At 63.0% G+C, this 22,719-nt stretch carries 22 protein-coding genes; 9 read left to right on the forward strand and 13 right to left on the reverse strand.

The annotated features are described in order from the left end of the window. Nucleotides 1-83: 83 nt before the first annotated feature. The 3 genes from gatB to gatC are packed head-to-tail and all read right to left on the reverse strand — an operon-like array spanning nt 84 to nt 3,381. Nucleotides 84-1,538 (reverse strand): Asp-tRNA(Asn)/Glu-tRNA(Gln) amidotransferase subunit GatB, encoded by a 1,455-nt coding sequence (gatB, locus tag EV686_RS11150; RefSeq protein WP_132477023.1) that lies wholly within the window; start codon nt 1,536-1,538, stop codon nt 84-86. A 1-nt stretch (nt 1,539) separates the two neighbouring features. Then, on the reverse strand, nt 1,540-3,069 hold the full coding sequence (gatA, locus tag EV686_RS11155) for an Asp-tRNA(Asn)/Glu-tRNA(Gln) amidotransferase subunit GatA (protein ID WP_132477024.1): 1,530 nt from the start codon (nt 3,067-3,069) through the stop codon (nt 1,540-1,542). A gap of 3 nt (nt 3,070-3,072) precedes the next feature. Then, on the reverse strand, nt 3,073-3,381 hold the full coding sequence (gene gatC, locus EV686_RS11160) for an Asp-tRNA(Asn)/Glu-tRNA(Gln) amidotransferase subunit GatC (RefSeq protein WP_132477025.1): 309 nt from the start codon (nt 3,379-3,381) through the stop codon (nt 3,073-3,075). Nucleotides 3,382-3,631: 250 nt separating this feature from the next. Here gatC and EV686_RS11165 point away from each other — a divergent pair, with 250 nt between their 5' ends. The 7 genes from EV686_RS11165 (at nt 3,632) to rpsI (ending at nt 10,417) form a co-directional block, all read left to right on the forward strand. Continuing rightward, nucleotides 3,632-4,675: a rod shape-determining protein gene (locus EV686_RS11165; protein WP_132477026.1), complete on the forward strand. Its 1,044-nt coding sequence runs from the start codon at nt 3,632-3,634 to the stop codon at nt 4,673-4,675. Nucleotides 4,676-4,838: 163 nt separating this feature from the next. Beyond that, nucleotides 4,839-5,714, forward strand: a complete 876-nt coding sequence (mreC, locus tag EV686_RS11170; RefSeq protein WP_132477027.1) for a rod shape-determining protein MreC — start codon at nt 4,839-4,841, stop codon at nt 5,712-5,714. Continuing rightward, entirely contained in the window at nt 5,711-6,274 is a 564-nt protein-coding gene (mreD, locus tag EV686_RS11175; protein WP_132477028.1) for a rod shape-determining protein MreD, read from the forward strand. Before mreC ends, mreD begins: the two co-directional genes overlap by 4 nt. Before the next feature lie 13 nt (nt 6,275-6,287). Then, on the forward strand, nt 6,288-8,309 hold the full coding sequence (mrdA, locus tag EV686_RS11180; protein WP_132477029.1) for a penicillin-binding protein 2: 2,022 nt from the start codon (nt 6,288-6,290) through the stop codon (nt 8,307-8,309). Continuing rightward, nucleotides 8,306-9,442 (forward strand): rod shape-determining protein RodA, encoded by a 1,137-nt coding sequence (gene rodA, locus EV686_RS11185; RefSeq protein WP_132477030.1) that lies wholly within the window; start codon nt 8,306-8,308, stop codon nt 9,440-9,442. Before mrdA ends, rodA begins: the two co-directional genes overlap by 4 nt. Before the next feature lie 142 nt (nt 9,443-9,584). Then, the gene (rplM, locus tag EV686_RS11190; protein ID WP_132477031.1) at nt 9,585-10,013 is read left to right on the forward strand and encodes a 50S ribosomal protein L13; all 429 of its coding nucleotides are present in this window, start codon (nt 9,585-9,587) and stop codon (nt 10,011-10,013) included. 11 nt (nt 10,014-10,024) lie between these two features. Further along, the gene (rpsI, locus tag EV686_RS11195; RefSeq protein ID WP_132477032.1) at nt 10,025-10,417 is read left to right on the forward strand and encodes a 30S ribosomal protein S9; all 393 of its coding nucleotides are present in this window, start codon (nt 10,025-10,027) and stop codon (nt 10,415-10,417) included. 301 nt (nt 10,418-10,718) lie between these two features. On the opposite strand, the gene EV686_RS11200 is transcribed toward rpsI, so the two are convergent. The 6 genes from EV686_RS11200 to EV686_RS11225 all read right to left on the reverse strand — a co-directional run bounded on the left by EV686_RS11200 (nt 10,719) and on the right by EV686_RS11225 (nt 17,641). Then, nucleotides 10,719-11,093 carry a tautomerase family protein gene (locus tag EV686_RS11200; protein WP_132477033.1) on the reverse strand — a complete coding sequence of 125 codons (375 nt, stop codon included), beginning with the start codon at nt 11,091-11,093 and terminating at the stop codon, nt 10,719-10,721. 174 nt (nt 11,094-11,267) lie between these two features. Beyond that, entirely contained in the window at nt 11,268-11,738 is a 471-nt protein-coding gene (locus EV686_RS11205; protein WP_132477034.1) for a MarR family winged helix-turn-helix transcriptional regulator, read from the reverse strand. A 139-nt stretch (nt 11,739-11,877) separates the two neighbouring features. Continuing rightward, a complete protein-coding gene (locus EV686_RS11210) occupies nt 11,878-13,557 on the reverse strand; it encodes an amidohydrolase (protein ID WP_132477035.1) in 1,680 nt (559 codons plus the stop codon). A gap of 1 nt (nt 13,558) precedes the next feature. Next, nucleotides 13,559-15,067, reverse strand: coding sequence for a gamma-glutamyltransferase family protein (locus tag EV686_RS11215; RefSeq protein WP_165972579.1), 1,509 nt, complete (start codon nt 15,065-15,067; stop codon nt 13,559-13,561). A 69-nt stretch (nt 15,068-15,136) separates the two neighbouring features. Next, entirely contained in the window at nt 15,137-16,255 is a 1,119-nt protein-coding gene (locus EV686_RS11220; protein ID WP_243650861.1) for a D-cysteine desulfhydrase family protein, read from the reverse strand. A gap of 168 nt (nt 16,256-16,423) precedes the next feature. Further along, on the reverse strand, nt 16,424-17,641 hold the full coding sequence (locus tag EV686_RS11225; RefSeq protein ID WP_132477037.1) for a multidrug effflux MFS transporter: 1,218 nt from the start codon (nt 17,639-17,641) through the stop codon (nt 16,424-16,426). 284 nt (nt 17,642-17,925) lie between these two features. Here EV686_RS11225 and EV686_RS11230 point away from each other — a divergent pair, with 284 nt between their 5' ends. Next, nucleotides 17,926-18,309 carry a type II toxin-antitoxin system RelE/ParE family toxin gene (locus EV686_RS11230; protein ID WP_132477038.1) on the forward strand — a complete coding sequence of 128 codons (384 nt, stop codon included), beginning with the start codon at nt 17,926-17,928 and terminating at the stop codon, nt 18,307-18,309. Next, a complete protein-coding gene (locus tag EV686_RS11235) occupies nt 18,293-18,595 on the forward strand; it encodes a helix-turn-helix domain-containing protein (protein WP_132477039.1) in 303 nt (100 codons plus the stop codon). The genes EV686_RS11230 and EV686_RS11235 overlap by 17 nt, the downstream gene beginning before the upstream one ends. Here EV686_RS11235 and EV686_RS11240 read toward each other — a convergent pair. From EV686_RS11240 to EV686_RS11255, 4 genes are read right to left on the reverse strand one after another with little or no spacing between them, the layout of a single operon-like run. Then, a complete protein-coding gene (locus EV686_RS11240; RefSeq protein ID WP_132477040.1) occupies nt 18,592-19,473 on the reverse strand; it encodes an alpha/beta fold hydrolase in 882 nt (293 codons plus the stop codon). The two genes, EV686_RS11235 and EV686_RS11240, sit on opposite strands and share 4 nt — an antisense overlap. Nucleotides 19,474-19,496: 23 nt before the next feature. Next, nucleotides 19,497-20,165, reverse strand: coding sequence for a 3-isopropylmalate dehydratase small subunit (gene leuD, locus EV686_RS11245; RefSeq protein ID WP_132477041.1), 669 nt, complete (start codon nt 20,163-20,165; stop codon nt 19,497-19,499). After that, nucleotides 20,166-21,575: a 3-isopropylmalate dehydratase large subunit gene (gene leuC / locus EV686_RS11250; RefSeq protein ID WP_132477042.1), complete on the reverse strand. Its 1,410-nt coding sequence runs from the start codon at nt 21,573-21,575 to the stop codon at nt 20,166-20,168. Between the two features lie 11 nt (nt 21,576-21,586). Beyond that, entirely contained in the window at nt 21,587-22,561 is a 975-nt protein-coding gene (locus EV686_RS11255; RefSeq protein WP_132477043.1) for a tripartite tricarboxylate transporter substrate binding protein, read from the reverse strand. Nucleotides 22,562-22,719 lie beyond the last annotated feature (158 nt).

Raw genomic sequence — 22,719 nt, forward strand, 5'->3', positions numbered from 1 at the left:
TATTGTTGTTTTTGCGTGGACTGGACGTAAAAACAGGCCAGGCGCCCGGCCTGGCCTGCAACGAAAGATCGAGGGGAGGGGTATCAGCCCAGCTTGGCCTTCAGCAGTTCGCTGACCTGGCCGGGGTTGGCCTTGCCCTTGCTGGCCTTCATGACCTGGCCTACAAGCGCGTTGAATGCCTTGTCCTTGCCCGAGCGGAACTCGTCGACCGACTTCTGGTTGTTGGCCAGGACTTCGTCGATGATGGCTTCCAGGGCGCCGCTGTCGCTGATCTGCTTCAGGCCGCGCGCCTCGATGATGGCGTCGGCATTGCCTTCGTGCTCGCCTTCCCACATGGCGGCAAAGACATCGCGGGCGATCTTGTTGGAGATGGTGCCGTCGATGATGCGCGCGATCAGTCCGGCCAGCGCGGCGGGAGCCACGCGGCTTTCGGCGATGGACAGGTCTTCGCGGTTGAGCGTGGCGGAGAGCTCGCCCAGCACCCAGTTGGCGGCGGGCTTGGCCTGGCCTTGCGGCAGGGCTGCCACCAGCGCCTCGAAGTAGTCCGTCGTGGCGCGATCCTGCGTCAGCTGGGCGGCGTCGTAGGCGCTCAGGCCCAGGTCCCGCGTGAAGCGCTCGCGCTTCTGGGCCGGCAGTTCGGGCATGGCGGCGCGCACGCGGTCGATCCAGTCGCTGCCGATGACCAGCGGGGGCAGGTCCGGATCGGGGAAGTAGCGGTAGTCGTTGGCGTCTTCCTTGCTGCGCATGCTGCGGGTTTCGTCGCGGTCCGCATCGTACAGCCGGGTTTCCTGCACCACCTTGCCGCCGTCTTCGATCAGTTCGATCTGGCGCTGGGCTTCGTGCAGGATGGCGCGCTCGAGGAAGCGGAAGGAGTTCAGGTTCTTGATCTCGCAGCGCGTGCCGAACTCGGCCTGGCCCTTGGGGCGCACCGAGACGTTGGCATCGACGCGGAACGACCCTTCCTGCATGTTGCCGTCGCAGATGCCCAGCCAGACGACCAGGCTGTGCAGGGCGCGGGCATAGGCCACGGCCTGCGCGGCGGAGCGGATTTCGGGCTCGGACACGATCTCCAGCAGCGGCGTGCCGGCGCGGTTCAGGTCGATGCCGGTGGAGGATTCGCCATGCGGGCCGGTGAAGTTCTCGTGCAGCGACTTGCCGGCGTCTTCTTCCAGGTGGGCGCGCGTCAGGTTGACGCTGGATTCGGTCTCGCCGACGAAGAAATCGATCCTGCCGCCGACGACGACCGGGATTTCGAACTGGCTGATCTGGTAGTTCTTGGGCAGGTCGGGGTAGAAGTAGTTCTTGCGGGCGAAGATGGAGCGCGGCGATACCGTGGCGTTGACGGCCAGGCCGAACTGGATGGCGCGCTCGACCGCGCCCAGGTTCATGACCGGCAGGCTGCCGGGCAGCGCCATGTCGACTTCATTGGCCTGCGTGTTGGGCAGCGCGCCGAAGCGGGTGCTGCTGCCGGAAAAGATCTTGGATGCGGTGGAGAGCTGGGCGTGGACTTCCAGCCCAATGACGGTTTCCCATTCCATATCAGTATTGTCCCGGTTTGCGCTGGTGCCAGTCGGTGTGTTGCTGGAAGCGGTCGGCCACGGCGAGCAGCCTGCCTTCGTTGAAGTAGTTGCCGATCAGCTGCATGCCGATGGGCAGGGGCTTGCCGGCATTGCTGAAGCCGCACGGAATGGACATGGCCGGCAGGCCGGCCAGGCTGACGCCCAGCGTATAGATGTCGGACAGCCAGGCGGCGGTCGGGTCGTCGCGGTCTTCGCCGATGCGCTTTGCCGTATGGGGCGCAACGGGGCCCAGGATGATGTCGCAGGACTCGGACAGCGCCTTGCGGAAGTCGTTGGCGATCATGCGGCGCACGCGCTGGGCCTGCAGATAGTAGGCGTCGTAGTAGCCGTGCGACAGCACATAGGTGCCCACGATGATGCGGCGCTTGACCTCCACGCCGAAGCCTTCGGCGCGGGAGCGGCCCGTCATGCTTTCCAGGTCGCCGTATTGCGCGGCGCGATGGCCGTAGCGCACGCCGTCGTAGCGCGACAGGTTGCTCGAGGCCTCGGCGGGCGCGATGACGTAATAGGCGGGAATCGACAGGCGCGTCAGCGGCAGGGAAATGTCGACGCGCACGGCGCCCAGGGATTCCAGCGTCTGCAGCGCGGTTTCGATGGCATGCGCGACTTCGGCGTCGAGCCCGGCGTCGAAGAACTCGCGCGGCACGCCGATGCGCAGCCCCAGCAGGGGCTTGGCGCCGGCGGCGTCGAACGATTGCGCGGCGGCGGCGTAGTCGGCGCGGATGCGGCCGGGCGCGTTGGGCGCGCCGTCGCAGGTTTCCAGGCTGGTGGCGTCGCGCGGGTCGAAGCCGCTGATCGTGTCCAGCACTTCCATCAGATCGCCGGCGCTGCGGGCGATGATGCCGGCCTGGTCCAGGCTGGAGCCGTAGGCGATGATGCCGAAGCGCGAGACCGTGCCGTAGGTGGGCTTGATGCCGCTGACGCCGCACAGCGCCGAGGGCTGGCGCACGGATCCGCCGGTGTCGGTGGCTGTCGTGGCGGCGGCGAGACCGGCGGCCACGGCGGCGGCCGAGCCGCCCGAAGAACCGCCGGGCACAGCATCGGTGTCCCAGGGATTGCGCACGGGGCCGAAGGCCGAGTTCTCGCTGTAGGAGCCCATGCCGAATTCGTCGCAGTTCAGCTTGCCCAGCGATACCGCGCCGGCCTGGCCGAGCTTTTGCACGACGGTGGCGTCGAACGGGCTGACATAGTCGGCCAGCATCCTGCTGGCGGCGGTGGTGCGCCATCCCTGCGTGACGAAATTGTCCTTGTGGGCGATGGGGATGCCTGTCAGGGCGGTGGCGCTGCCCGCCGCGATGCGGGCGTCGGCGGCCCTGGCCTGCGCCAGGGTAAGATCGTCATCGACGTGCAGGAATGCGTTCAGGTGCGCCTGGGCCTTCAGGTTCGCCAGTGCGTCCTGGGCCAGCTCGGTGGCGCTGGTATGGCGTTCGGCCAGCGCCTTGCGCAGCGCTGCGATACCGCTGTATTGGAAAAGTGTGTTCGTCGGCATGGCTTACTCGATTACCGTGGGCACCAGGAACAGCCCGTCGTGCTGTGCGGGGGCGTTGCGCATCAGGGCGGAGCGCTGCTCGGCCGTCTGCGTGGGGGCGGCTTCGTCGGGGCGCAGGCGCAGGGCGATGTCCTGGTGCGCTTCCAGCGGGTGCGCCATGGGTTCGATACCATTGGTATCGATTGCTTGCAGGTCGGCGATCAGGCCCAGGATGCGGTTGAGGTCGTTGCGCGTGCCGGCCAGTTCTTCCGGAGTGATCTCGATGCGCGACAGCTTGGCCAGGCGCAGCAGATCTTGATCGTTGATGGTCATGGGAGGATGTGTTTCCTGCATGAAGGTATGTGGGGAGAAGCGGGGCGGGCCGTGTTTCCGCAACGGCGGCGTTGCTGAAAAAAACGGAAAAACAGGCGCCTGCTTTCCTGGCGAATGCCAATTATAAGTTATCATTATCGGTTTAGAACCGTTGGTCGACGGCGGCCTTTTGCGGCCGTCTGTACACGGCCTGTGCGCGAGCGGTGCGGCCAATGCGTTCCCAACCCAGATTTCTATGAGCTGAGCGCCCATGTTCGGATTCCTCCGCAGTTATTTCTCCAGCGATATGGCGATCGACCTTGGCACGGCCAACACGCTCATCTACGTGCGTGGCAAGGGCATTGTGCTGGACGAGCCGTCCGTCGTCGCCATCAGGCACGATGGCGGCCCCAACGGCAAGAAGATCATCCAGGCAGTCGGCCAGGAGGCCAAGCAGATGCTGGGCCGGGTGCCCGGCAACATCGAAGCCATCCGGCCCATGAAAGACGGCGTCATCGCCGACTTCACCGTGACCGAGCAGATGCTAAAGCAGTTCATCCGCATGGTGCATCCGCGCAGCATGTTCGCGCCCAGCCCGCGCATCATCGTGTGCGTGCCCTGCGGCTCCACGCAGGTCGAGCGCCGTGCCATCCGCGAATCGGCCGAAGGCGCGGGCGCCAGCCAGGTGTTCCTCATCGAAGAGCCCATGGCGGCGGCCATCGGCGCCGGCCTGGCCGTTTCCGACGCCAGCGGCTCGATGGTGGTGGATATCGGCGGCGGTACGACCGAAGTGGCCATCATTTCGCTGGGCGGCATGGTCTACAAGGGCTCGGTGCGCGTCGGCGGCGACAAGTTCGACGAAGCCATCATCAACTATATCCGCCGCAACTACGGCATGCTGATCGGCGAACCCACGGCCGAACTCATCAAGAAAGAAATCGGCACGGCGTTCCCCGGTTCCGAGATCCGCGAGATCGAGGTCAAGGGCCGCAACCTGTCCGAAGGCGTGCCGCGCAGCTTCACGGTTTCCTCGAACGAAATCCTCGAATCCCTCACCGATCCCCTGAACCAGATCGTCTCCGCAGTCAAGACGGCGCTGGAACAGACCCCTCCCGAACTGGGGGCGGACATCACCGACAAGGGCATTGCCCTGACCGGCGGCGGCGCGCTGCTGCGCGACCTCGACCGCCTGTTGCAGGAAGAGACCGGCCTGCCGGTCATCGTGGCCGAAGACCCCCTGACGTGCGTGGTGCGCGGCTGCGGCGAAGCGCTCGAACATCTCGAACGCCTCGGCACTGTCTTCATCTACGATTGACGAAACGTCCGGTACGGTGCCGGGGCGGGCGCTTGCCAGGCGCGCGGTCCGGCAATGGCGCCGGTAACGCGATTAAGGGTCTGTTAGCCCGATAGATCAGGCGCCTCGCATGAGGGACGGTCGGCTATAGTGTTACAGACCTTGGACCCTGGTACGCAGACTCATGCAAGACAACGGATCGCTTAGGCTATTCAGGCGCGGACCTGCTGCCGAGGTCCGTCTCGTCATCCTGGTGCTGGCCGCGCTCGCCCTGCTGATCACCGATGCGCGCTGGCAGACGCTGGAGCCCCTGCGCCGAGCTGTCTCCGTCGGCATCTACCCCTTCCAGCGTCTGGTCCTGGCGCCGCGCGATGCTGTCAGCCACGTGCAGTACTGGATCGATGGCGCGGCAATCGCCCGCACCGAAAAAGAAGCCCTGCAGCGCCAGCGCATCGAACTGGCCCAGATCGCCACGCATGCGGCGCAGCTTTCCACTGAAAACGAACAATTGCGGCGCCTGCTGAACGTGGCCGGCACGGTCACGCAGCCGTCGGTCGCCGTCGAGGTGCTGTACGAGCCCGCCAACCGCTATACGCGCCACCTTGTGTTCAACAAGGGGGAAAGCAGCGGCATCAGGCCGGGCATGCCCATCATCGACGAGGGCGGCATCGTGGGGCAGGTCGTGCGTGTCACCCCCTATACCGCGGAAGCGGCCATGCTGACGGACGAAGCCGTCTCCATCCCGGTGCAGGTCATGCGCAACGGTTTGCGCCTGATCGCATTCGGCGCGGGCGCGAGCGGCAAGGTCGAGGTGCGCTACCTGACCGAGGACGTCGACCTGGAAGAGGGCGACGTGCTGATCACCAGCGGCGTGGGCGGCGTGTTTCCCGCCGGCTTGTCCGTCGCCAGCGTGGATCGCATCGATCACGATACCGCCTCCGGTTTCGCGGTAGGCGTCGCCACGCCGCTGTCGCATCCGGAGCGTTATCGGCATTTCCTGGTGCTGCTGGTCGAGAACACGTTCGGGGCGCCGGGCGATGCCGAGGGGGGCGTTCAATGAACGCGGCCAGAAGCGGACGCGCGGCCGGTACGTCGCTCAGCCGTCTGGCGCCGGTGGATACGGCGCCGTTCAAACAGCCGTCCAGCCCGGTATTCATCTGGTTCACGATTCTCCTGGCCTGGCTCATTTCCCTGCTGCCGTGGCGGCAGTGGGCGCCGGCGCCGGACCTGCTGCTGCTGGTCATCGCGGTCTGGGCCCTGAACGAGCCGCGCCGCGTCGGCCTGCTCACCGCATTCTTCTTCGGCTTGCTGCTGGATGTGCACGACGGTATGCTGCTGGGCGGCCAGGCGCTTTCCTATACGCTGGTCGCCTATGGCGCCGTCCTGCTGGCGCGCCGGCTGCGCCGCTTCAATGCCGTGGTGCAGGCGGTCCATCTGCTGCCCGTGTTCGTGCTGGCCATGGCCATCCGGCAGATCGCCTACGCCTGGCTGATGGGCGGCTGGGCCGGCTGGGGCTGGGCCCTGTCCGCATTGCTGACCGTTGCGCTCTGGCCGCTGGCCGATATGCTGCTGCTCATGCCACAGCGCCGGCGCGATGCCGGGGATGCGGGCTCCGTCTAGGCGGGATTCCGGCATGTTCGAGTTCAAGAAAACCAGCCATCTCCAGCGCCGCCGCATCTTCCTGCGCGTGCTGGTGGCCGGCCTGTTCGTGCTGGCCTGCTTTGCGATCCTGGGCTGGCGGTTGTGGCAGCTCCAGGTCGTGCGCTACGAGGGGCTGGCGGCCAGGGCGGACCGCAACCGCATTGCCGTGGTGCCGATCGCGCCGAGGCGCGGCGAGATCACGGACCGCAATGGCGTGGTGCTGGCGCGCAACTACCGCGATTACACGCTGTCGGTCGTGCCCGCGCAGGTCCAGGGCGATATGCAGGAAATGCTGGACGCCCTGGGAGAGGTCGTCTATCTCAGTCCTACCGACCGCAGGCGCTTTCGCCAGGGGCTCAACCAGTCGGGCCGCTACAGTTCCGTGCCGCTGCGCAACAGCCTGAACGAAACGGAGGCCTCGTGGTTCGCCGGCAATTCCTATCGCTTCCCGGGGGTGGAGCTCAGCGCGCGCTGGGTGCGCGAATATCCGCATGGAGAGTCGGCGGCGCACGTGCTGGGCTATGTGGGCCGCATTTCCGAAGCGGACATCGAGCGCCTCGAAGAAAACGGCGAACTGGGCAATTACCGCGGCACGCAGGTCATCGGCAAGAAAGGCATCGAAAAGACCTGGGAGCGCGAACTGCACGGCCGCACGGGGATAGAGGAAGTCGAAGTCACCGCAACGGGCCGGCCGGTGCGCACGCTGCGCCGCACGGATCCCGTGCCCGGCGCCAATCTGCGGCTGTCGCTGGATATCGGGCTGCAGAAGGAGGCCGAGCGCCAGTTCGAGGGCAAGCGCGGAGCGCTGGTCGCCATCGAGCCCAAGACCGGGGAAGTGCTCGCCTTCGTTTCCGCCCCGTCGTTCGATCCCAATCTGTTCATCGACGGCATCGACGTGGAAAGCTGGAAGGCGCTGAACGAGTCGCCGGACCATCCGCTGATCAACCGCCCGTTGTATGGCACGTATCCCATCGGCTCCACGTACAAGCCTTTCGTGGCGCTGGCGGCGCTGGAGATGGGCAAGCGCGATCCGGCGCAGCGCTTCCCCGATCCTGGCTACTTCGAGCTGGGCGGGCAGCGTTTCCGCAACGCGGGCAGCGTGGCGTACGGGCCGACCAATATGCATCGCGCCATCGTGGTGTCGTCCGATACCTATTTCTACTCGCTGGGCCCGGAAATCGGCGTCAACGCCCTGCATGATTTCAGCAAGCAGTTCGGCTTCGGGCAGCAGACGGGCATCGACCTGGATGGCGAGCGGCGCGGCGTGCTGCCGTCCACGGAGTGGAAGCGCCAGGCGTACAAGAAGCCCGAGCAGCAGCGCTGGTATGCGGGCGAAACGGTATCGGTGGCCGTGGGGCAGGGGTACAACGCATTCACGCTGCTGCAACTGGCGCAGGCGACCGCCGTGCTGGCCAATGGCGGCGCCTACATGAAGCCGCATCTGGTCAGCCTGGTGCGCAATTCCCGCACGGGAGAGGTGCGGCCCACGGTGACGGCCCCCTCGCACGTCATCGACCTGAAGCCGGACAACGTGGCTATCATCCATCGGGCCATGGAGGATGTGATTGCCAGCGGCACGGCGCGGCGGGCATTCCAGGGCGCCACGTACCGCGCGGCGGGCAAGACGGGCACGGCCCAGGTGTTCAGCCTGCGCGGCGCCAAGTATGATGCGCGCGCCGTTTCCGAGCGCCTGCGCGATCACGCGCTGTTCATGGCGTTCGCGCCGGTGGAAGATCCCCAGATCGCGCTTGCCCTGATCGTGGAGAACGGCGGCTGGGGCTCGACCGCGGCCGCGCCTGTCGCCCGCAGCGTATTCGATTACTGGCTGTCTCCCTCGCGCGTGGATGAGCGCCAGCAACAGGCGCATGCGGCGCTTGCCGCATCGGCGGATGAGGACGCGCCGGTCGAGGCGGGCGAGTCTCCCGATGCGGCGGTGCGCCCCGAAGACCTGCCTGAGGAGTTGCGCGAGGATTCCGCCAGGCCGCTGTCCGACATCAATGGAGAGCAGCCATGAAGCGCGTCTGGCAATGGGTATTACGCGCATTGACGGCATTCGATTGGCCTCTGCTGGTCCTGCTGATGCTGATGACCATTCTCGGCCTGACGGTCATGCACTCCGCCGTCGGCGGAACGGACTGGCGCTTCGCGGACCAGTCGCGCAACTTCCTGATCGCATTCGCCGCCATGTGGATCACCGCCTTGCTGCCGCCGCCGCTGCTGATGCGGCTGGCCTTGCCGGCCTATCTGTGCGGCGTGGCGCTGCTGGTGGGCGTGGAACTGGTCGGCGAGACCAGCAAGGGGGCGACGCGCTGGCTGAACCTGGGCGTCGTGCGCCTGCAGCCGTCGGAATTCATGAAAATCGCCGTGCCCATGATGCTGGCCTGGTACTTCCACCGCAACCAGGGAGGGAGCCGCCTGCTAAACATTCTCGCGGCCAGCGTCCTGCTGCTGATTCCGTTCCTGCTGATCGTGAAGCAGCCCGACCTGGGGACGGCCCTGCTGGTCTTCGGCACAGGCTTCTGCGTGATCTATTTCGGCGGCCTGTCGTTCAAGCTGCTGCTGCCGGCGACGGTGATCGTGGTGTCGGGGATCGTGGCGGTGCTGTATTTCGAGGATCAGATCTGCCAGCCCGGCGTGGACTGGGTGCTGCTGCACGAATACCAGAAGCACAGGGTATGCACGCTGCTGGATCCGAGCAGCGATCCGCTGGGCAAGGGCTTCCATACCATCCAGTCCATGATCGCGGTGGGGTCGGGGGGCATCTACGGCAAAGGCTACCTGCAGGGCACGCAGTCGCACCTGGATTTCATCCCCGAGCGGACGACGGACTTCGTGTTCGCGGTGTTCGCCGAGGAGTTCGGCCTGTACGGCGGCATCATGCTGCTGGCGCTCTACGCCTTGCTGATTTTCCGCGGGCTGACGATCGCGCTGCAGGCGCACACACAGTTCGGACGCCTGCTGGCCGGGGCGATCAGTATGATGTTTTTCGTCTACGTATTCGTGAACATCGGCATGGTGACCGGAATGCTGCCGGTGGTGGGCGTGCCGCTGCCGTTCATGAGCTATGGCGGCACGGCCTTGCTGACGCTGGGGGTGGCCAGCGGCCTGCTGATGAGCATCAGCAGGTATCGCGCAGCGGAAAAATAGCAAAATTGCCATGGCTATGCTATAGTGATGGGCTTTTCTGGCTTATTGCGCACGGGCGAGGCACAACGCTTTGGCGCGAGCAGGCCGGAAACCACGGGCTGTCGCAGGTGCGGCAAGCCATTTTTATCTAGGAAATCCAATCATGAAGACATTTGTGGCCAAGCCGCATGAAGTCAAGCGTGACTGGTTTGTGATCGACGCCAAGGGCAAAGTCCTGGGTCGTGTGGCCAGCGAAGTCGCACGCCGTTTGCGCGGAAAGCACAAACCCGAATACACGCCTCACGTTGATACGGGCGATTACATCGTCATCATCAATGCCGCAGAAATCGTCGTTACCGGCAACAAGGCCGAAGACAAGCGCTACTATCGCCACTCGGGCTATCCCGGCGGTATTACCGAAACGACGTTCCTGAAGATGCAACAGCGTTTCCCGGGCCGTGCTCTGCAGAAGGCCGTCAAGGGCATGCTGCCCAAGGGTCCGCTGGGCTACGCCATGGCCAAGAAGCTGAAGATCTACGGTGGTGCCGAGCATCCCCATACGGCTCAACAGCCCAAACAGCTGGATATCTAAGGAAAGCGATCATGATCGGTAATTGGAATTACGGAACCGGCCGTCGCAAAACTTCGGTGGCGCGTGTGTTCCTCAAGAAAGGCACGGGCAAGATCGTCGTCAACGGCAAGAACGTCGACGAATACTTCGCTCGCGAGACCGGCCGCATGGTCGTGCGTCAGCCCCTGGTGCTGACCAACCACGTCGAGTCGTTCGATTTTCACATCAACGTGCATGGCGGCGGCGAAAGCGGCCAGGCCGGCGCAGTCCGTCACGGCATCACGCGTGCCCTGATCGACTATGACGAGTCCCTGAAGAGCTCGCTGAAGCAGGCTGGCCTGGTAACTCGCGACGCCCGCGAAGTCGAGCGCAAGAAGACCGGCTTCCACAAGGCACGTCGCCGCAAGCAGTTCAGCAAGCGCTGATTCCTGCGTACCGTACCGCGTTGTGCACGGTACTGCTGGCAAAGAAAAACCCGCGTCTCGCAAGATTCGCGGGTTTTTTTGTCGCCGCCGCCCCTAGACAAAAAGCGCCCCCTCGGGGATGAGCCCGGACATCCGACAGTCCACTGCGGACTGTCGGATGCCTGGCGAATCCAAGCGGCATGCAGGCCGCGCGGTGGAGCGCAAGCGGGCGCCAGCCTGCGCAGCGTGGGGGCATTTTTTTGTCGAATGTGGGTGGCGCGCAGGGTGATAAAACACCCTTGCGCAAAGTCTGGCCGGCAGCCTAGCGTCCCGCCGCCAGCGCGGTGATTCCGTCGTTTAGACCTATGTCAGTCTTGGGAATTTCGGAGATTACCACGCGGACCTGATCTCCTCGCACACCGAGGATCTCGCGGGCTGCAGTGTGCAAGGCCGCGATCAGGGCGGCTTTGGGAGATGGCGGGCGGCCTTCGATCAGGAAGACTTGATACTGCACCAGTTGCTCGCCGATTTGACCGGCGAGCAGCACATGCTCGGGAGCCAGTTCCTGGAGCATGACGCGCACGCCGGAGCGTGGCGAGCCGATGCAGTCCTCGATAGCCTGGCCGGCTGCGCGCAATAGTTCAGTCTTACGGGCAGGATCATGGCCTTGCAAGACGAGAATGGTTACGATGGGCATGACAGGGCTCCCAAAAAGACTAATTCTGGCGCTATTTGGTTGTTGTAGCAACTTATTTTCACTGGCGTCAACATCACCGCGTGAGTCGTACCTGGGGATGGCAAAACTGCGGAAGCGTTTGTGCAAGCGGACCTTGTGCGAATGAAGAGGCTGATCGAGGACCTTCAAATCAAGCTAGACTGAATCGCTCTTGCCCTGAGCCTCCTCAAGGAGCATCTCCGCTTGATGGGTAAGCGCGTCCAAGGTTCTATCGAAGATGGCAATCTCCTTGTCGGAGACACAATTCGTAAGCCTCGCCTGACGGTGAAGACTCAATGGCAGCGCGCGCGCGTACAAGCGGCGCCCCGTACGGGTGAGGCTTACTACTACGCTGCGTCGGTCGTGCTTGTCCGGGTTGACTTGAACGGCCGATAGCGCTTGGAGCTCGGTCACTGCCCGACTTACCTGGCTCTTGTCGTAACGCCAGAAATCGGCAATACGTTGAACTGAGTCTGGACCGCGGCTTCCGAGGTATAGAAGAACTCGCCATTGTCGCACCGAGAGGCCCACTTCAGTCTGCAGTATCGACTCGATCCCACGGTTCAGTAATGAACTCAGCGACAAAATGCGGTATGCCAAAAGGCTGCGGGGATCGATGTCGGCCACGAGAACGTTCGTTGTGTTTCCGCCCCCTCGGCATCGCCCTGACAGGCCGCTCGAAGAGGCTCCATGGTGAGGAAATAGAGTGGCATTTTAGTTCAAAAAATGTATCCCGGCTTTGTGGTTCCCAGCCCCGCCCAGGTTATCAGACGCGCATTGACGCGTATACGATCTCGCCGCCGACGACTGTGAGCACGGATTGGATGTCTGGAAGCTGATCTTCTGGGCAAGTCAGAGGATCGCGGTCCAGGACGGCAAGATCAGCAAGCTTTCCTACCTCGATGGTCCCCTTCTTGTCCTCATCCCATGTCAGCAGGGCTGCTGTGCTGGTGATCGCGCGAAGCGCTTGCTCGCGAGAGAGCGCCTGTGTCTGCGCCACTAGAGTTCCATCGGTTCGAGTCCGTCTGGCAACCACGTGCCAGAACGGATGAAATAAAGACACTGGAACGTTGTCAGTTGCAAGCACGACCGGAACGCCGGCTTCAACCAGTGTCCTGAGAGGCGTAATTTCGTTCTCGCGCGATTTGCCGACGCGCTCAAGCAAAAGCTGCCCTTCCTTGTATATGTAGCGATTCGTATGAGTGGTGACGATCAAGCCCATTTCTCGAATCATTTCGACTTGCGCTGCATTCAGAAGAGAGATATGGCTGAAGACCCAGCGTAACCCTGTGAGCGGGACACTCTTGTGAACCTCATAGAACAGGTCCAGCATGTTTGGCCAGATCGCAATGACCTGAATGCGCTGGCGGGCGCACGCCGTCAGCAGTTCAATCGCCCGTTCTCTTGATAATGCGGTGTCGTAATTGAAGCCGGCCCAACCCGTCCTGGGGTATGCGCTTGCGCGCACGGCATTGCTGGGGCTGGGATCTATGTCAGCGAAAAGACCGGCAATGCGCAAAAAATCATCGCCTATCCCTGCGCCGCTCAGCCACCCGCACCATGCCTCTACAAACAGTGGGATATTCGTGTCTGGAACCGATTTCCAGTTCGGGCTTATGGCCAGTGTCGTCCGAATCTTCAATTCGCCGCTGGCATGAGCCGAACGGTATGCTTGTATGAGTTCAGAGGCCGCGCCATGTCCTTCGAACACGCTGGTAGTACCGTAGCGATGGTAGGCTGCCACGGATGTGGGAAGCGTTTTCGCCCGGGTTTCCGGCGCGAATCCGGTTGCTTCCCGGAAAAATGCGAGTTCTACGATAGGCATCAGGGTCTCTTCCCGAAATACTCCGGTCGGAAAGCCTTCTTCATCTCTTTCGATCGTGACTTCTGGTGCTGGTGAAGCCGTGCTCGCGTCAATACCTGCTGCCTGCAAAGCTTTGGTGTTCGCAATGGAGATCAGTGGTGTGGAGTGTCGCCAATAGCCCCAGATGGCGCGAATGTAGACAGGATGGTCAGGTGCGACAGCGTCAAGATCGTGTCGATTGGGCAAGCGGCCGTCACTGAACAGCGCTTCCACATTCCGGTAGGCAGGAGGATCGCCAAGCGGCATAGTCACGATCCACTCGCCGACAGGCGTGCACTCGACCAAATGTGCAAGAGCCGCCTGTACGTCCGCAATGCTGTGTGTTGGGCCAAGTGACGGAAAAACGCCCTTCAATCCTTCACGATCCAGATGGGCGTGCCCGTCAATCAGGCCCGGCACGACCGTCCGACCCTCCAGATCAACAACTTTCGTCCACTGATCCGCATTATTCAGAACCTCGGCGGCCTTGCCGACCGCGCTGATGCGGCCGTCAGTGACAGCCAGCGCTTCCGCCAGCCTGAACTGGGGATCGACCGTGACGATCTTGCCGCCTGTTAGTATCAAGTCTGCGCCTCGTGTCATATCAGACTCCAGCAGCGGTTGCGTCTCGACGAAAATCGGCGACGCCGGTCAACGTCCCGTTCGGATCGCGAGCAATGCCTTTGACCGACCCAAAGAACGGGGATCCTTCTTCCGCGGAGGCCAGGTCGATGCCTGACTCACGCAGGCGTTCGATCCAGTGCAACGGCATCGAGGACTCCGACAAAGGCGTTCCTGCGAGATTCATGCTCCAGCGTGGCGTGGCTACGGCATCGGCAAGCGATTCGCCACCTTCAATCACGCCTTCGAGCACTTGCGCCAGTGTCAGCGTTTGCCCTGGGCCGCCAGGCGTGGAAACTGCGTACCTGAATTCGTTGTCCTTGAACACCATTGCGGGGCATAAGGTGTGGGCGGGTCTTTTATGGGGGCCTACTTGATTGGGATGTCCTGGAGAGTCGCAGAAGCCAAACAGACGATTGTTCAGCAACGTTCCCGTGCTTTCGTCTGATATTCCGCTGCCAAACACGAGGAAGACGCTCTGAATGATGATGACTGAGTTGCCTGAGTGATCTGCCACAGCGATGACTGCGGTTCCGCCCAAATTCGGCGGAGTTCCCGCCGATGCAGAGCGCATGCGCTCCCTTCCTACGGCGCCGAGCAGCATCTCTGCCGACTCCGCTCCATAACGAGCAGAGGGGTCGGCGACCGCGCGGTTGCCGATCTCGAAGGCGGCGCGAGCCGCCCGGATAAGCCGGTTGAGTCTTCCAGCCCTATTTTCCCGACCCGGGAAATCGCTGTCTTCAAGCGCCAGAAGCTGGAGTAGCAGGTACAGGCCGAATGAGTTGGGCGGCAAGGCGCGGACCTCATGCCCACGATAGTGAATGGACAGCGGGGCGACCCACTCGGGTTGATATGCCGCCATGTCGGATGCACGAAGCAGTCCGCCAGCCTTTTCGCAGGCACTGGCGATGCTGCGTCCTATGTCGCCTCTATAGAAAGGACCGGCGCCTTCCAGCGCTAGCTGCTCCAATGTCTTTGAGAGTGCTTCTTGACGCCAGATTGCTCCCTCCTGCAGCGGCTGCCCGTTGTCAAGGAAGAGACTGCGACTGCCTGGATCAGACTCCAGCATAGAGCGATAGAGTTCACTCGATCGAGCGAGAACTCGCGAAACAGGAACACCGTCGCGAGCGGCGGTCACGGCCGGGTAGAGCAACTTTGACCAGTCTGTGCGGCCATAGCGTTGATGGAGCAGATCCCAGCCAGCTACCATGCCAGGGACATTCACACTTCGCGAGCCGCGCTCTTGGAGCTTTCTGGACGAAAACTCCCCAGGTGTTGCGAGTGCGGGAGACATTCCCGATGCATTGATGCCTTCTGTGCGTCCGCTTTTCGCATCGTGTACCAGAATGAATGCGTCGCCACCCAATCCGCATGCTTGCGGAAGCGCCACGGAAAGTAGGCTGGCTCCACAGATGGCGGCGTCGGCAATGCTGCCGCCGGCTTCGAGCAACTCAGTTGCGGCTTTCGTGGCGAGGTGATGGCCGGAGACCACTACAGCGCGATTGCTACGCGCGATCCTATGCGATGAGAATGTCATTATGTTCTTGAAAATCGGGTTTGATCAAACCGCTGGCCCGAAGGCATCGGCATATGCGAAAAGCCCTGGTACGCCCCCTGTGTGCAGAAAGACGATTTTTTCTCCCTTCTTGACTCGCCCGCGTCGGACATGATCGAGGAGGCCTGCGAAGGCTTTGCCCGTATACACGGGGTCGAGAATGACTCCCTCCGTTCGAGCCATGACCTCTATCGCCTCGAGCGTCCGTGCGTCGGGGATACCGTAACCCGGCCCGACAAAAGCGGAATCAACAAGGATAGGGGAAACAGCGTCAGGGGCATTGACGCCGAGCCGGTCCCGGGCCTTCTTTAAAATTTCTTCAACGATGGCTGTCAGTGGCGCTTCTTGATGAAGGACACTGATGCCTTGCACAAGAACATTGCTCGCATAGAGCTCTGCTCCTAAAACCAATCCCGCCTGTGTGCCTCCACTCCCGCTGCCGTGGTACAGATGATCAAAGTCGATGCCGATGTTCCTGGCTTGTTCCAGCAATTCCCTGACACAATCCGAATAGGCAATCGCACCCAATGCGTCAGAACCGCCAAACGGAATGATGTATGCCTCATGGCCTTCAGCCGCGAGTTTCCCTGCACGCATACCGGCGAAGGCAATAGCGTCCTCATTGGCGCTGAGCACATGCAACGATGCGCCGAAGATCCGATCGAGCGCCAGGTTCCCGCCCTGTTCGTAGTGAAGCCCTTGACGAGGGACTTTTCTGCTTAAGACGAGTTCGCAGTTGAGTCCTTGCCGGGCTGCCACGGCAGCGACCATTCGGGCATGATTTGACTGCAGGGCGCCAAATGTAATCAAGGTATCGCATCCGCGAGCGTTGGCTTCTGCGACCAGGCATTCGAGTTTTCTGAGCTTGTTGCCGCCGCCTCCTATGGCACCCAGATCTTCCCGCTTGATGAAGATATCTAATCCAAGGACTGCGCTGAGGCGCTCGAGGGGAATCAGCGGAGACGGTCCGGACAACGAAATCCGTGGGGGGAAATCGACAGAGAGATGCTTCATGATTATCCAATGGCATGTCAAGGATTTATAGTTGCTGTAGCAACTAATTTTCATATTATCCGGATTTCTCTCTTCTGTCCAGGGATTGGAAGGCCGCTGCCAGGAGTTCATGAACTGTCCGGCTCTGGGACACGTAAATTGCCCGATTCCGGGGTGAGGGCCGGGCTCAGCAACCAGCCTGGTGAGCCGCTCGTTCTCGTTTTGCAGCTGCTTCAGTACGCGAACCTGGCTCGACTCCAGGCCCGCTACCAGGATTCGCGGGTTTTTTGATATTTATTTTTACTTCGATACCAGCTGCATGCTCAGCATGGCCATCAGCGTGCAGAGGCCGGTCACCACGATCATGGGCCAGGCCGACGTGGTCACCAGCGCGCCCACGATGGGGGCCACCACCGCGCCGAAACCTATCTGTATGCTGCCCGCCAGGCCGGAAGCCGCGCCTGCCACTTCCGGCCTGACACTGACCGCTCCCGCGATGCAGCTGGGCATGACCAGGCCGTTGCCCATGCCGAGAAACGTGGTGGGCAGGAACAGGAAGAGCGGCCGCATGTCGTCCAGCGCATACAGAAAGGCCGTGAGCAGCACCGAGGCGAATGCCAGCGTGGCGCCCAGCCTGATCATCTGCTGCGGCCCCACCTTGGCGACGAACCGGCCGGACAGGAAGTTGCCGACGATGTAGCCCAGGGACACGAGCCCGAAATACAGCCCGTACTCCACTGGCGTGCGTTCCATGAGATTGATCACGACATAGGCCGCCCCGCCGACGAAGGCGAAGAACGCCGCTGACGAAAAACCCGCGGTCAGTGCAAAGCCCCAGAATGCGGGTATGCGCAGCAGCTTGCCGTAGCCCTTGAGCAGCGATTGCGATTGCGCCGTATCGCCGCGCCACGGATTCGTTTCGTGCAGCAGGATATACACCACCGCCAGCGTGCCGAAGCCGAATAACGCAAGAAAGCCGAAAGACGCCCGCCAGCCATGCCAGGCTTCGAGCACGCCGCCTATGGTGGGCGCCACCATGGGCGCGACCGCCATCCCCATGGTCACGTAGCCGATCATGCTTGCCGCCTGCGTGCGCTCGTACAGATCGCGGACGATCGCGCGGCTCAGCGCGATGCCTGCGCATCCGCCCAGCGCCTGCAGCACCCTGCCCGCATTCAGCACGCTGATACTGGGCGCCAGCGTGCAGACAACGGACCCGGCCACGAATATGGCCAGGCCGCCCAGCAATACCGGACGGCGCCCGTAGCGGTCGGAGATCGGGCCGATGACGAGCTGGCCGAGCGCCACCGAAGCCAAGTAGAGCGACAGGGTGAACTGTATCGCGGCGTAATCCACCCCCAGCGCCGCTGTCATGCCCGGCATCGAGGGAAGATACAGATTGATGCCCAGCGGACTGACCGCCGCCACGGCGACCAGCATCAGCAGAAAGCGCTTCGACATGACGAATGGGCCCGCGGCGGCGCCCGAGGAGGGGCCCTTGTGTTTCTCGTCGTCCATTGAATCACCACAACATGCAAGAGTGTCGATTCTAGGGTACTTGGGGAATTCGATCCAATCGCGGGCGCCGTCCTCACGCTTTCATTCCAAGCGCCTCCAGGAAAGAACGGATCAGAAGGTTCGGAAAGTACAGGGTGGACATGATGCTCCCGGTCGGCAAGACAGCGGTGGCGTGCGTACGTTATGTTCACGCCTGAGCCGATCCGGTGTACGGCATTTCTCGTGGAGTGTTGTACAAAAGCGTGGATAAATATACCCGTATCGGGTATATTTTGGGAGACGAAATGAAGCACATCCTGAAGCGGAAACATTTCGCGCGGTGGCAGACGGGCGAGAGATTGCCTGATACAGCTTTGTGCAGGGCAGTCAAAAACATGGAAGACGGCCTGGTCGATGCGGATCTGGGTGCTTCTCTATACAAGATGCGGGTGGCCCGTCCTGGCGGCGGCAAGCGCGACGGTTACCGTACGTTGCTGTCAGCCAGGCTTGGCAGCCGCTATGTGTTCCTGTATGGATTCCCTAAAAATGCGAGGGAGAACATTACGCAGAACGAGAAGAAGGCACTGCAATTTTCCGGCAAGGTTTTTCTGGAGCTTTCCAACGCGGCCCTGGCGAAGGCGTTGCAGGCCGGGGTGTTACTGGAGGTTTATTGTGAGCAAGATCATTGAATCGTTGCGTGGAGATTTGGCTGCGCTCTATAAAGCTGGAGCGATCGATAAAGTAACGATGCGTGAGTTCGATGCGATTTGCCCGCCGCCAGTGCGCGAGTTCGTTGCGGCCGATATCAAACATCTGCGCGAAACCCTGAAGTTCAGCCAGCCGGTGTTTGCGCTTTACCTGCACACCACGGCCTCGACGGTGCGTAAGTGGGAGCAGGGCGAGACCCGTCCTACCGGTCCCGCGCTCAAGCTGCTCAATGTGATTGCCGACAAAGGCCTGCAGGCCATTATCTAGCTTCCCTGCAGAAACGGCAGGCAGTGTTCCAGCAAGATATCGGGTCCTTCTTCCGCAATATAGTGGCCGGTGGGCAGGGCGCGGCCCTGGACGTCGGCGGCGACCTTGCTCCATTCTTCCAGCGGGTCGAAGCACTGGCCGACGGTGCCCTGGGCGCCCCATAGCGCCAGCAGCGGCATTTCCAGCCTGCGCCCCGCATCGAGGTCCGCCTGGTCGTGCTCCAGGTCTATGCCCGCGCTGGCCCGGTAGTCCTCGCAAATCGCCTGCGCCACGCCGGGCTGAGACACGTTGGCGATGTAGCTGGCGAAGGCTTCCGAGGTGAACGGCTTCATGCCGGCGCTGCGCTTGGCCATGACGGAGCGCAGGTACTGCTCGGGATCGGCCTGGATCAGCGATTCGGGCAAGGGGGAGGGCTGGATCAGGAAGAACCAGTGCCAATAGGCGCGCGCGAATGTCTCGCTGGTCTGGCGGTACATGGACAGCGTCGGGGCGATGTCCAGCAGCACCATGCGCGAGACGGCGTCCGGGTGATCCATGCCCAGGCGGTGCGCGACGCGCGCGCCGCGGTCGTGCGCCAGGACGGCGAACGGTCCGGGCGCGACTTCGTCCATCAGCAGGCGCATGTCCAGCGCCATCGTGCGCTTGGCGTAGGCCTCATGCCTTTCGGATGCGCCCGGCTTGCCGCTGCCGCCCTGGCCCCGGAGGTCGGGCAGCACGACGGTGAAGTGCCGCGCCAGCGTCGGCGCCACCTTGTGCCACATGGCGTGTGTCTGCGGATGGCCGTGCATCATCAGCAGCGCCGGGCCATCGCCCGCCGTGCGGCAGAAAATGTCGATGCCGTTGACGGAGACGGTGCGTTGCCGGAAACCTTCGAACATGATTGCTCCTTGTGAGTCGTTCTTCATGCGGCGGGAGATGCCGCGCGCTGGGCGGCCAGGTATTCCCTGGCGACGTGCGCGACGTTCCTGTTCCAGGGAAAGCGCTCCCAGTAAGTATGGGCGAATGCCTCGATCTCGGGAAGCCGCGCCAGCGTGGAGCCCGTCAGGTCCGTGCCCTGCAGGAACATGCCGCGGTGGCGGGCGGCCATCGTGAACGGATACTGCATATCCTGCGCGGACAGCCGCTGCGCGTGCAGATCGATATCGACCGGCAGGCTGCGTCCGGATGCCGTCGAACGTTCCATCAGCGTCCGGACGGCGGCCGGTTCCAGCGTGATCAGGACCAGGCCGTTGTTCAGCGCATTGAAATAGAAGATTTCGCCGAAGCTGGGGGCGATAATGGCGCGGATGCCGAACTGCATCAGCCCCCAGACCGCGTGCTCGCGGCTGGAGCCGCAGCCGAAGTTCGCGCCGGCGATCAGCATGTCGCTTTCTGCATAGCCGGGACGGTCGAGGATGAAGTCCGGGCGCGGCCGGCCCAGGCCGTCGAAGCGCAGGTCGTAGAGCAGGCCCTTGTCCAGGCCAGCCTTGTCGATGCCGCGCAGGAACTGCTTGGGCATGATCTGGTCCGTGTCCAGGTTTTCCAGGGGCAGGGGAGCGGCCAGGCCCGAAATTATGCCTTGGTCTGACATTCAGTTCTCCAGTGTGCGGATATCGATGATGCGGCCGGCGATGGCAGCCGCCGCGGCCATGGCCGGGCTCATGAGGTGCGTGATGGCGCCCCGCCCCTGCCTGCCTTCGAAATTGCGGTTGGTGGTCGAGGCGCAGCGCACGCCCTCTTCCAGCACGTCGTCGTTCATGGCCAGGCACATCGAACAGCCGGGCTTGCGCCATTCGAAGCCGGCGTCGCGCAGTTGCGCGGCGATGCCTTCTCGTTCGGCCTGGTCGCGCACGGCGCCCGATCCCGGGACGACCATGGCGCGCACGCCGGGCGCGATGTGCTGTCCGCGGACGACATTTGCCACCTCGCGCAGGTCCTCGATGCGCGCATTCGTGCACGAGCCGATGAACACATGCTGGATCGGCAGCCCGGTCAGTGACTGCCCGGGCCGCAGCCCGGTATAGCCGAGGGCGCGCTCCGCGCTCTTCCTGCCGACCGGATCAGGGTTAAGGGAAGGGTCGGGAATGGGATCCGTGATGGCGACGACCTGGTCCGGGCTGGTGCCCCAGGTGACGTGCGGGGCGGCGTCCGCCGCATGGAAATAATGCTCCACGTCGAAAATGGCGCCCTCATCGGTATACAGTTCCCGCCATGCGGCAAGCGCCTGCTCGCGCACCGGTCCTTGCAGGTCGGGCGCGTGCGCCAGCACATAGTCGACAGCCTTGTCGTCCGGCGCGATCAATGCGCCTCGCGCTCCCGCCTCTACCGTCATGTTGCAGAGCGTGAAGCGCGCTTCGATGGACAAGGCCTCGATGGCGCTGCCCGTGTACTCGACGACATGGCCCCGGGCGCCCTGGGCGCTGATGCGCCGCAGGATCATCAGGACGAGATCCTTGGCCGTGCTGCCGCGCGGCAGCGTGCCGTCCACGTGGATGCGCATATTGTCCGCCACGCGGTAGACCAGCGTCTGCGTCGCCAGGACGTGCTCGACCTCTGTGGTGCCGATGCCGAAGCCCAGCGCTCCCAGCGCACCGTAGGTAGTCGTGTGGCTATCGCCGCAGATGACGACCATGCCCGGGCGGATCAGGCCGTGCTCCGGCGCGACGACGTGCTCGATCCCCTGCATGGCGTCGTTCGTGTCGAACAGCAGGATGTCGTGCCGGTCGCAGTTGCGCTTCAGGTTGGACGCTTGCAGCGCCGAGGCCGGGTCCTGGATGACGCGCGGACTGGCCGGATGCGTGGGGATGATATGGCTGACAACCGCTACGTTCTGCCCGGGCGCCAGCACGCCTGCGCCGCGGGCATCCAGCCCCGCGAACGCTTGCGGGCTGGTGTACTCGTTCATCAGGTGCAGATCGCAGAACAGCAGCACGTGCTGGTCGTCCAACTGGCGGACGCAATGGGTATCAATCAGCTTCCGGTAAAGCGTCTTTGCTTGCATGGCTACAGCTCTCACTCGATCTTGATGCCGCGTTCCTGCACGAGGCGGGACCAGGCCGGCAGTTCGGTTTCCAGGCGTTCGCGCGCCTGCGCCGCTGTCGATGGCAGCGGGTCGAAGCCCTGCTCGACCATGCGCTTGCGCAACGCATCGGACGTCAGCGCCGCGTTCAGTGTCCGGTTCAGTGTTTCGATGGCCGGCCCGGGCGTTCCCGCCGGGGCGAATGTCATGAACCAGGTTTCGAAGCTGTAGTCCGGCACGCCGGCTTCGGCGATGTAGGGAACGTCGGGCAGCAGCGATGAGCGTTGCGGACCAGTGACGCCCAGCGCCCGCAGCGTGCCGGCCTGGATGTGCGGCAGCGCGGCCGACAGCACAGGGAAACTCATGTCCACCTGTCCCGCAATGGTGTCGACCATGGCGGGGCCGCCGCCGCGATAGGGAACGTGCAGAATGTCGACGTCGGCCAGGGCCTTGAATAGTTCCGCCGACATGTGGAACGTGCTGCCCGCGCCCGCTGAACCGTAGGTTAGATGCCCGGGATTGGCCTTGGCGAGCGCGATCAGCGATTTCACCGAATCGGCCTTGACGGACGGATTGAGCGCCAGCACGTGCTGGGAGCTGGCCACCGTGCCGATGGGTGCCAGGTCCTTGAGCGTGTCGAAGGGCATGGAAGGGAAAATGGCCGGATTGATGGCCAGGGAAACGGTATGCAGGCCTATCGTGTAGCCGTCGGGCGCGGATTTGGCCACGGCATCCACGCCGATGTTGCCGCCTGCTCCGGCACGGTTTTCGATGACGATGGGCTGGCCCAGCTGCTTCGACCATTCATCGCCGATCAGCCGCGCCGTGATGTCGGCGCTGCCGCCGGGCGCATAGGGAACGATCAGGCGCACGGCCCGCGATGGAAATTCCTGGGCCTGAGCCGAGGATACGGGGGCGAGCAGCGAACAGAACAGGCCGGCTGCGATCCAGTGGAAAGGGTGTTTCATCAGATGCTCCGAGAAACCCCGGCGTTCAGGCCGGGGAGGAAAGAAGCGCAGCCGATAAGCCACGCTACTGTATAAATAAACAGGTAAAATATGTGTGCGAAAAACACACCTATATTTCTACCCGAGCCTGTTGTTGCTGCACGCAAAGCCCTGCCGGA

This window comes from Paracandidimonas soli (genome assembly GCF_004342005.1).
GTDB lineage: Bacteria > Pseudomonadota > Gammaproteobacteria > Burkholderiales > Burkholderiaceae_B > Paracandidimonas > Paracandidimonas soli.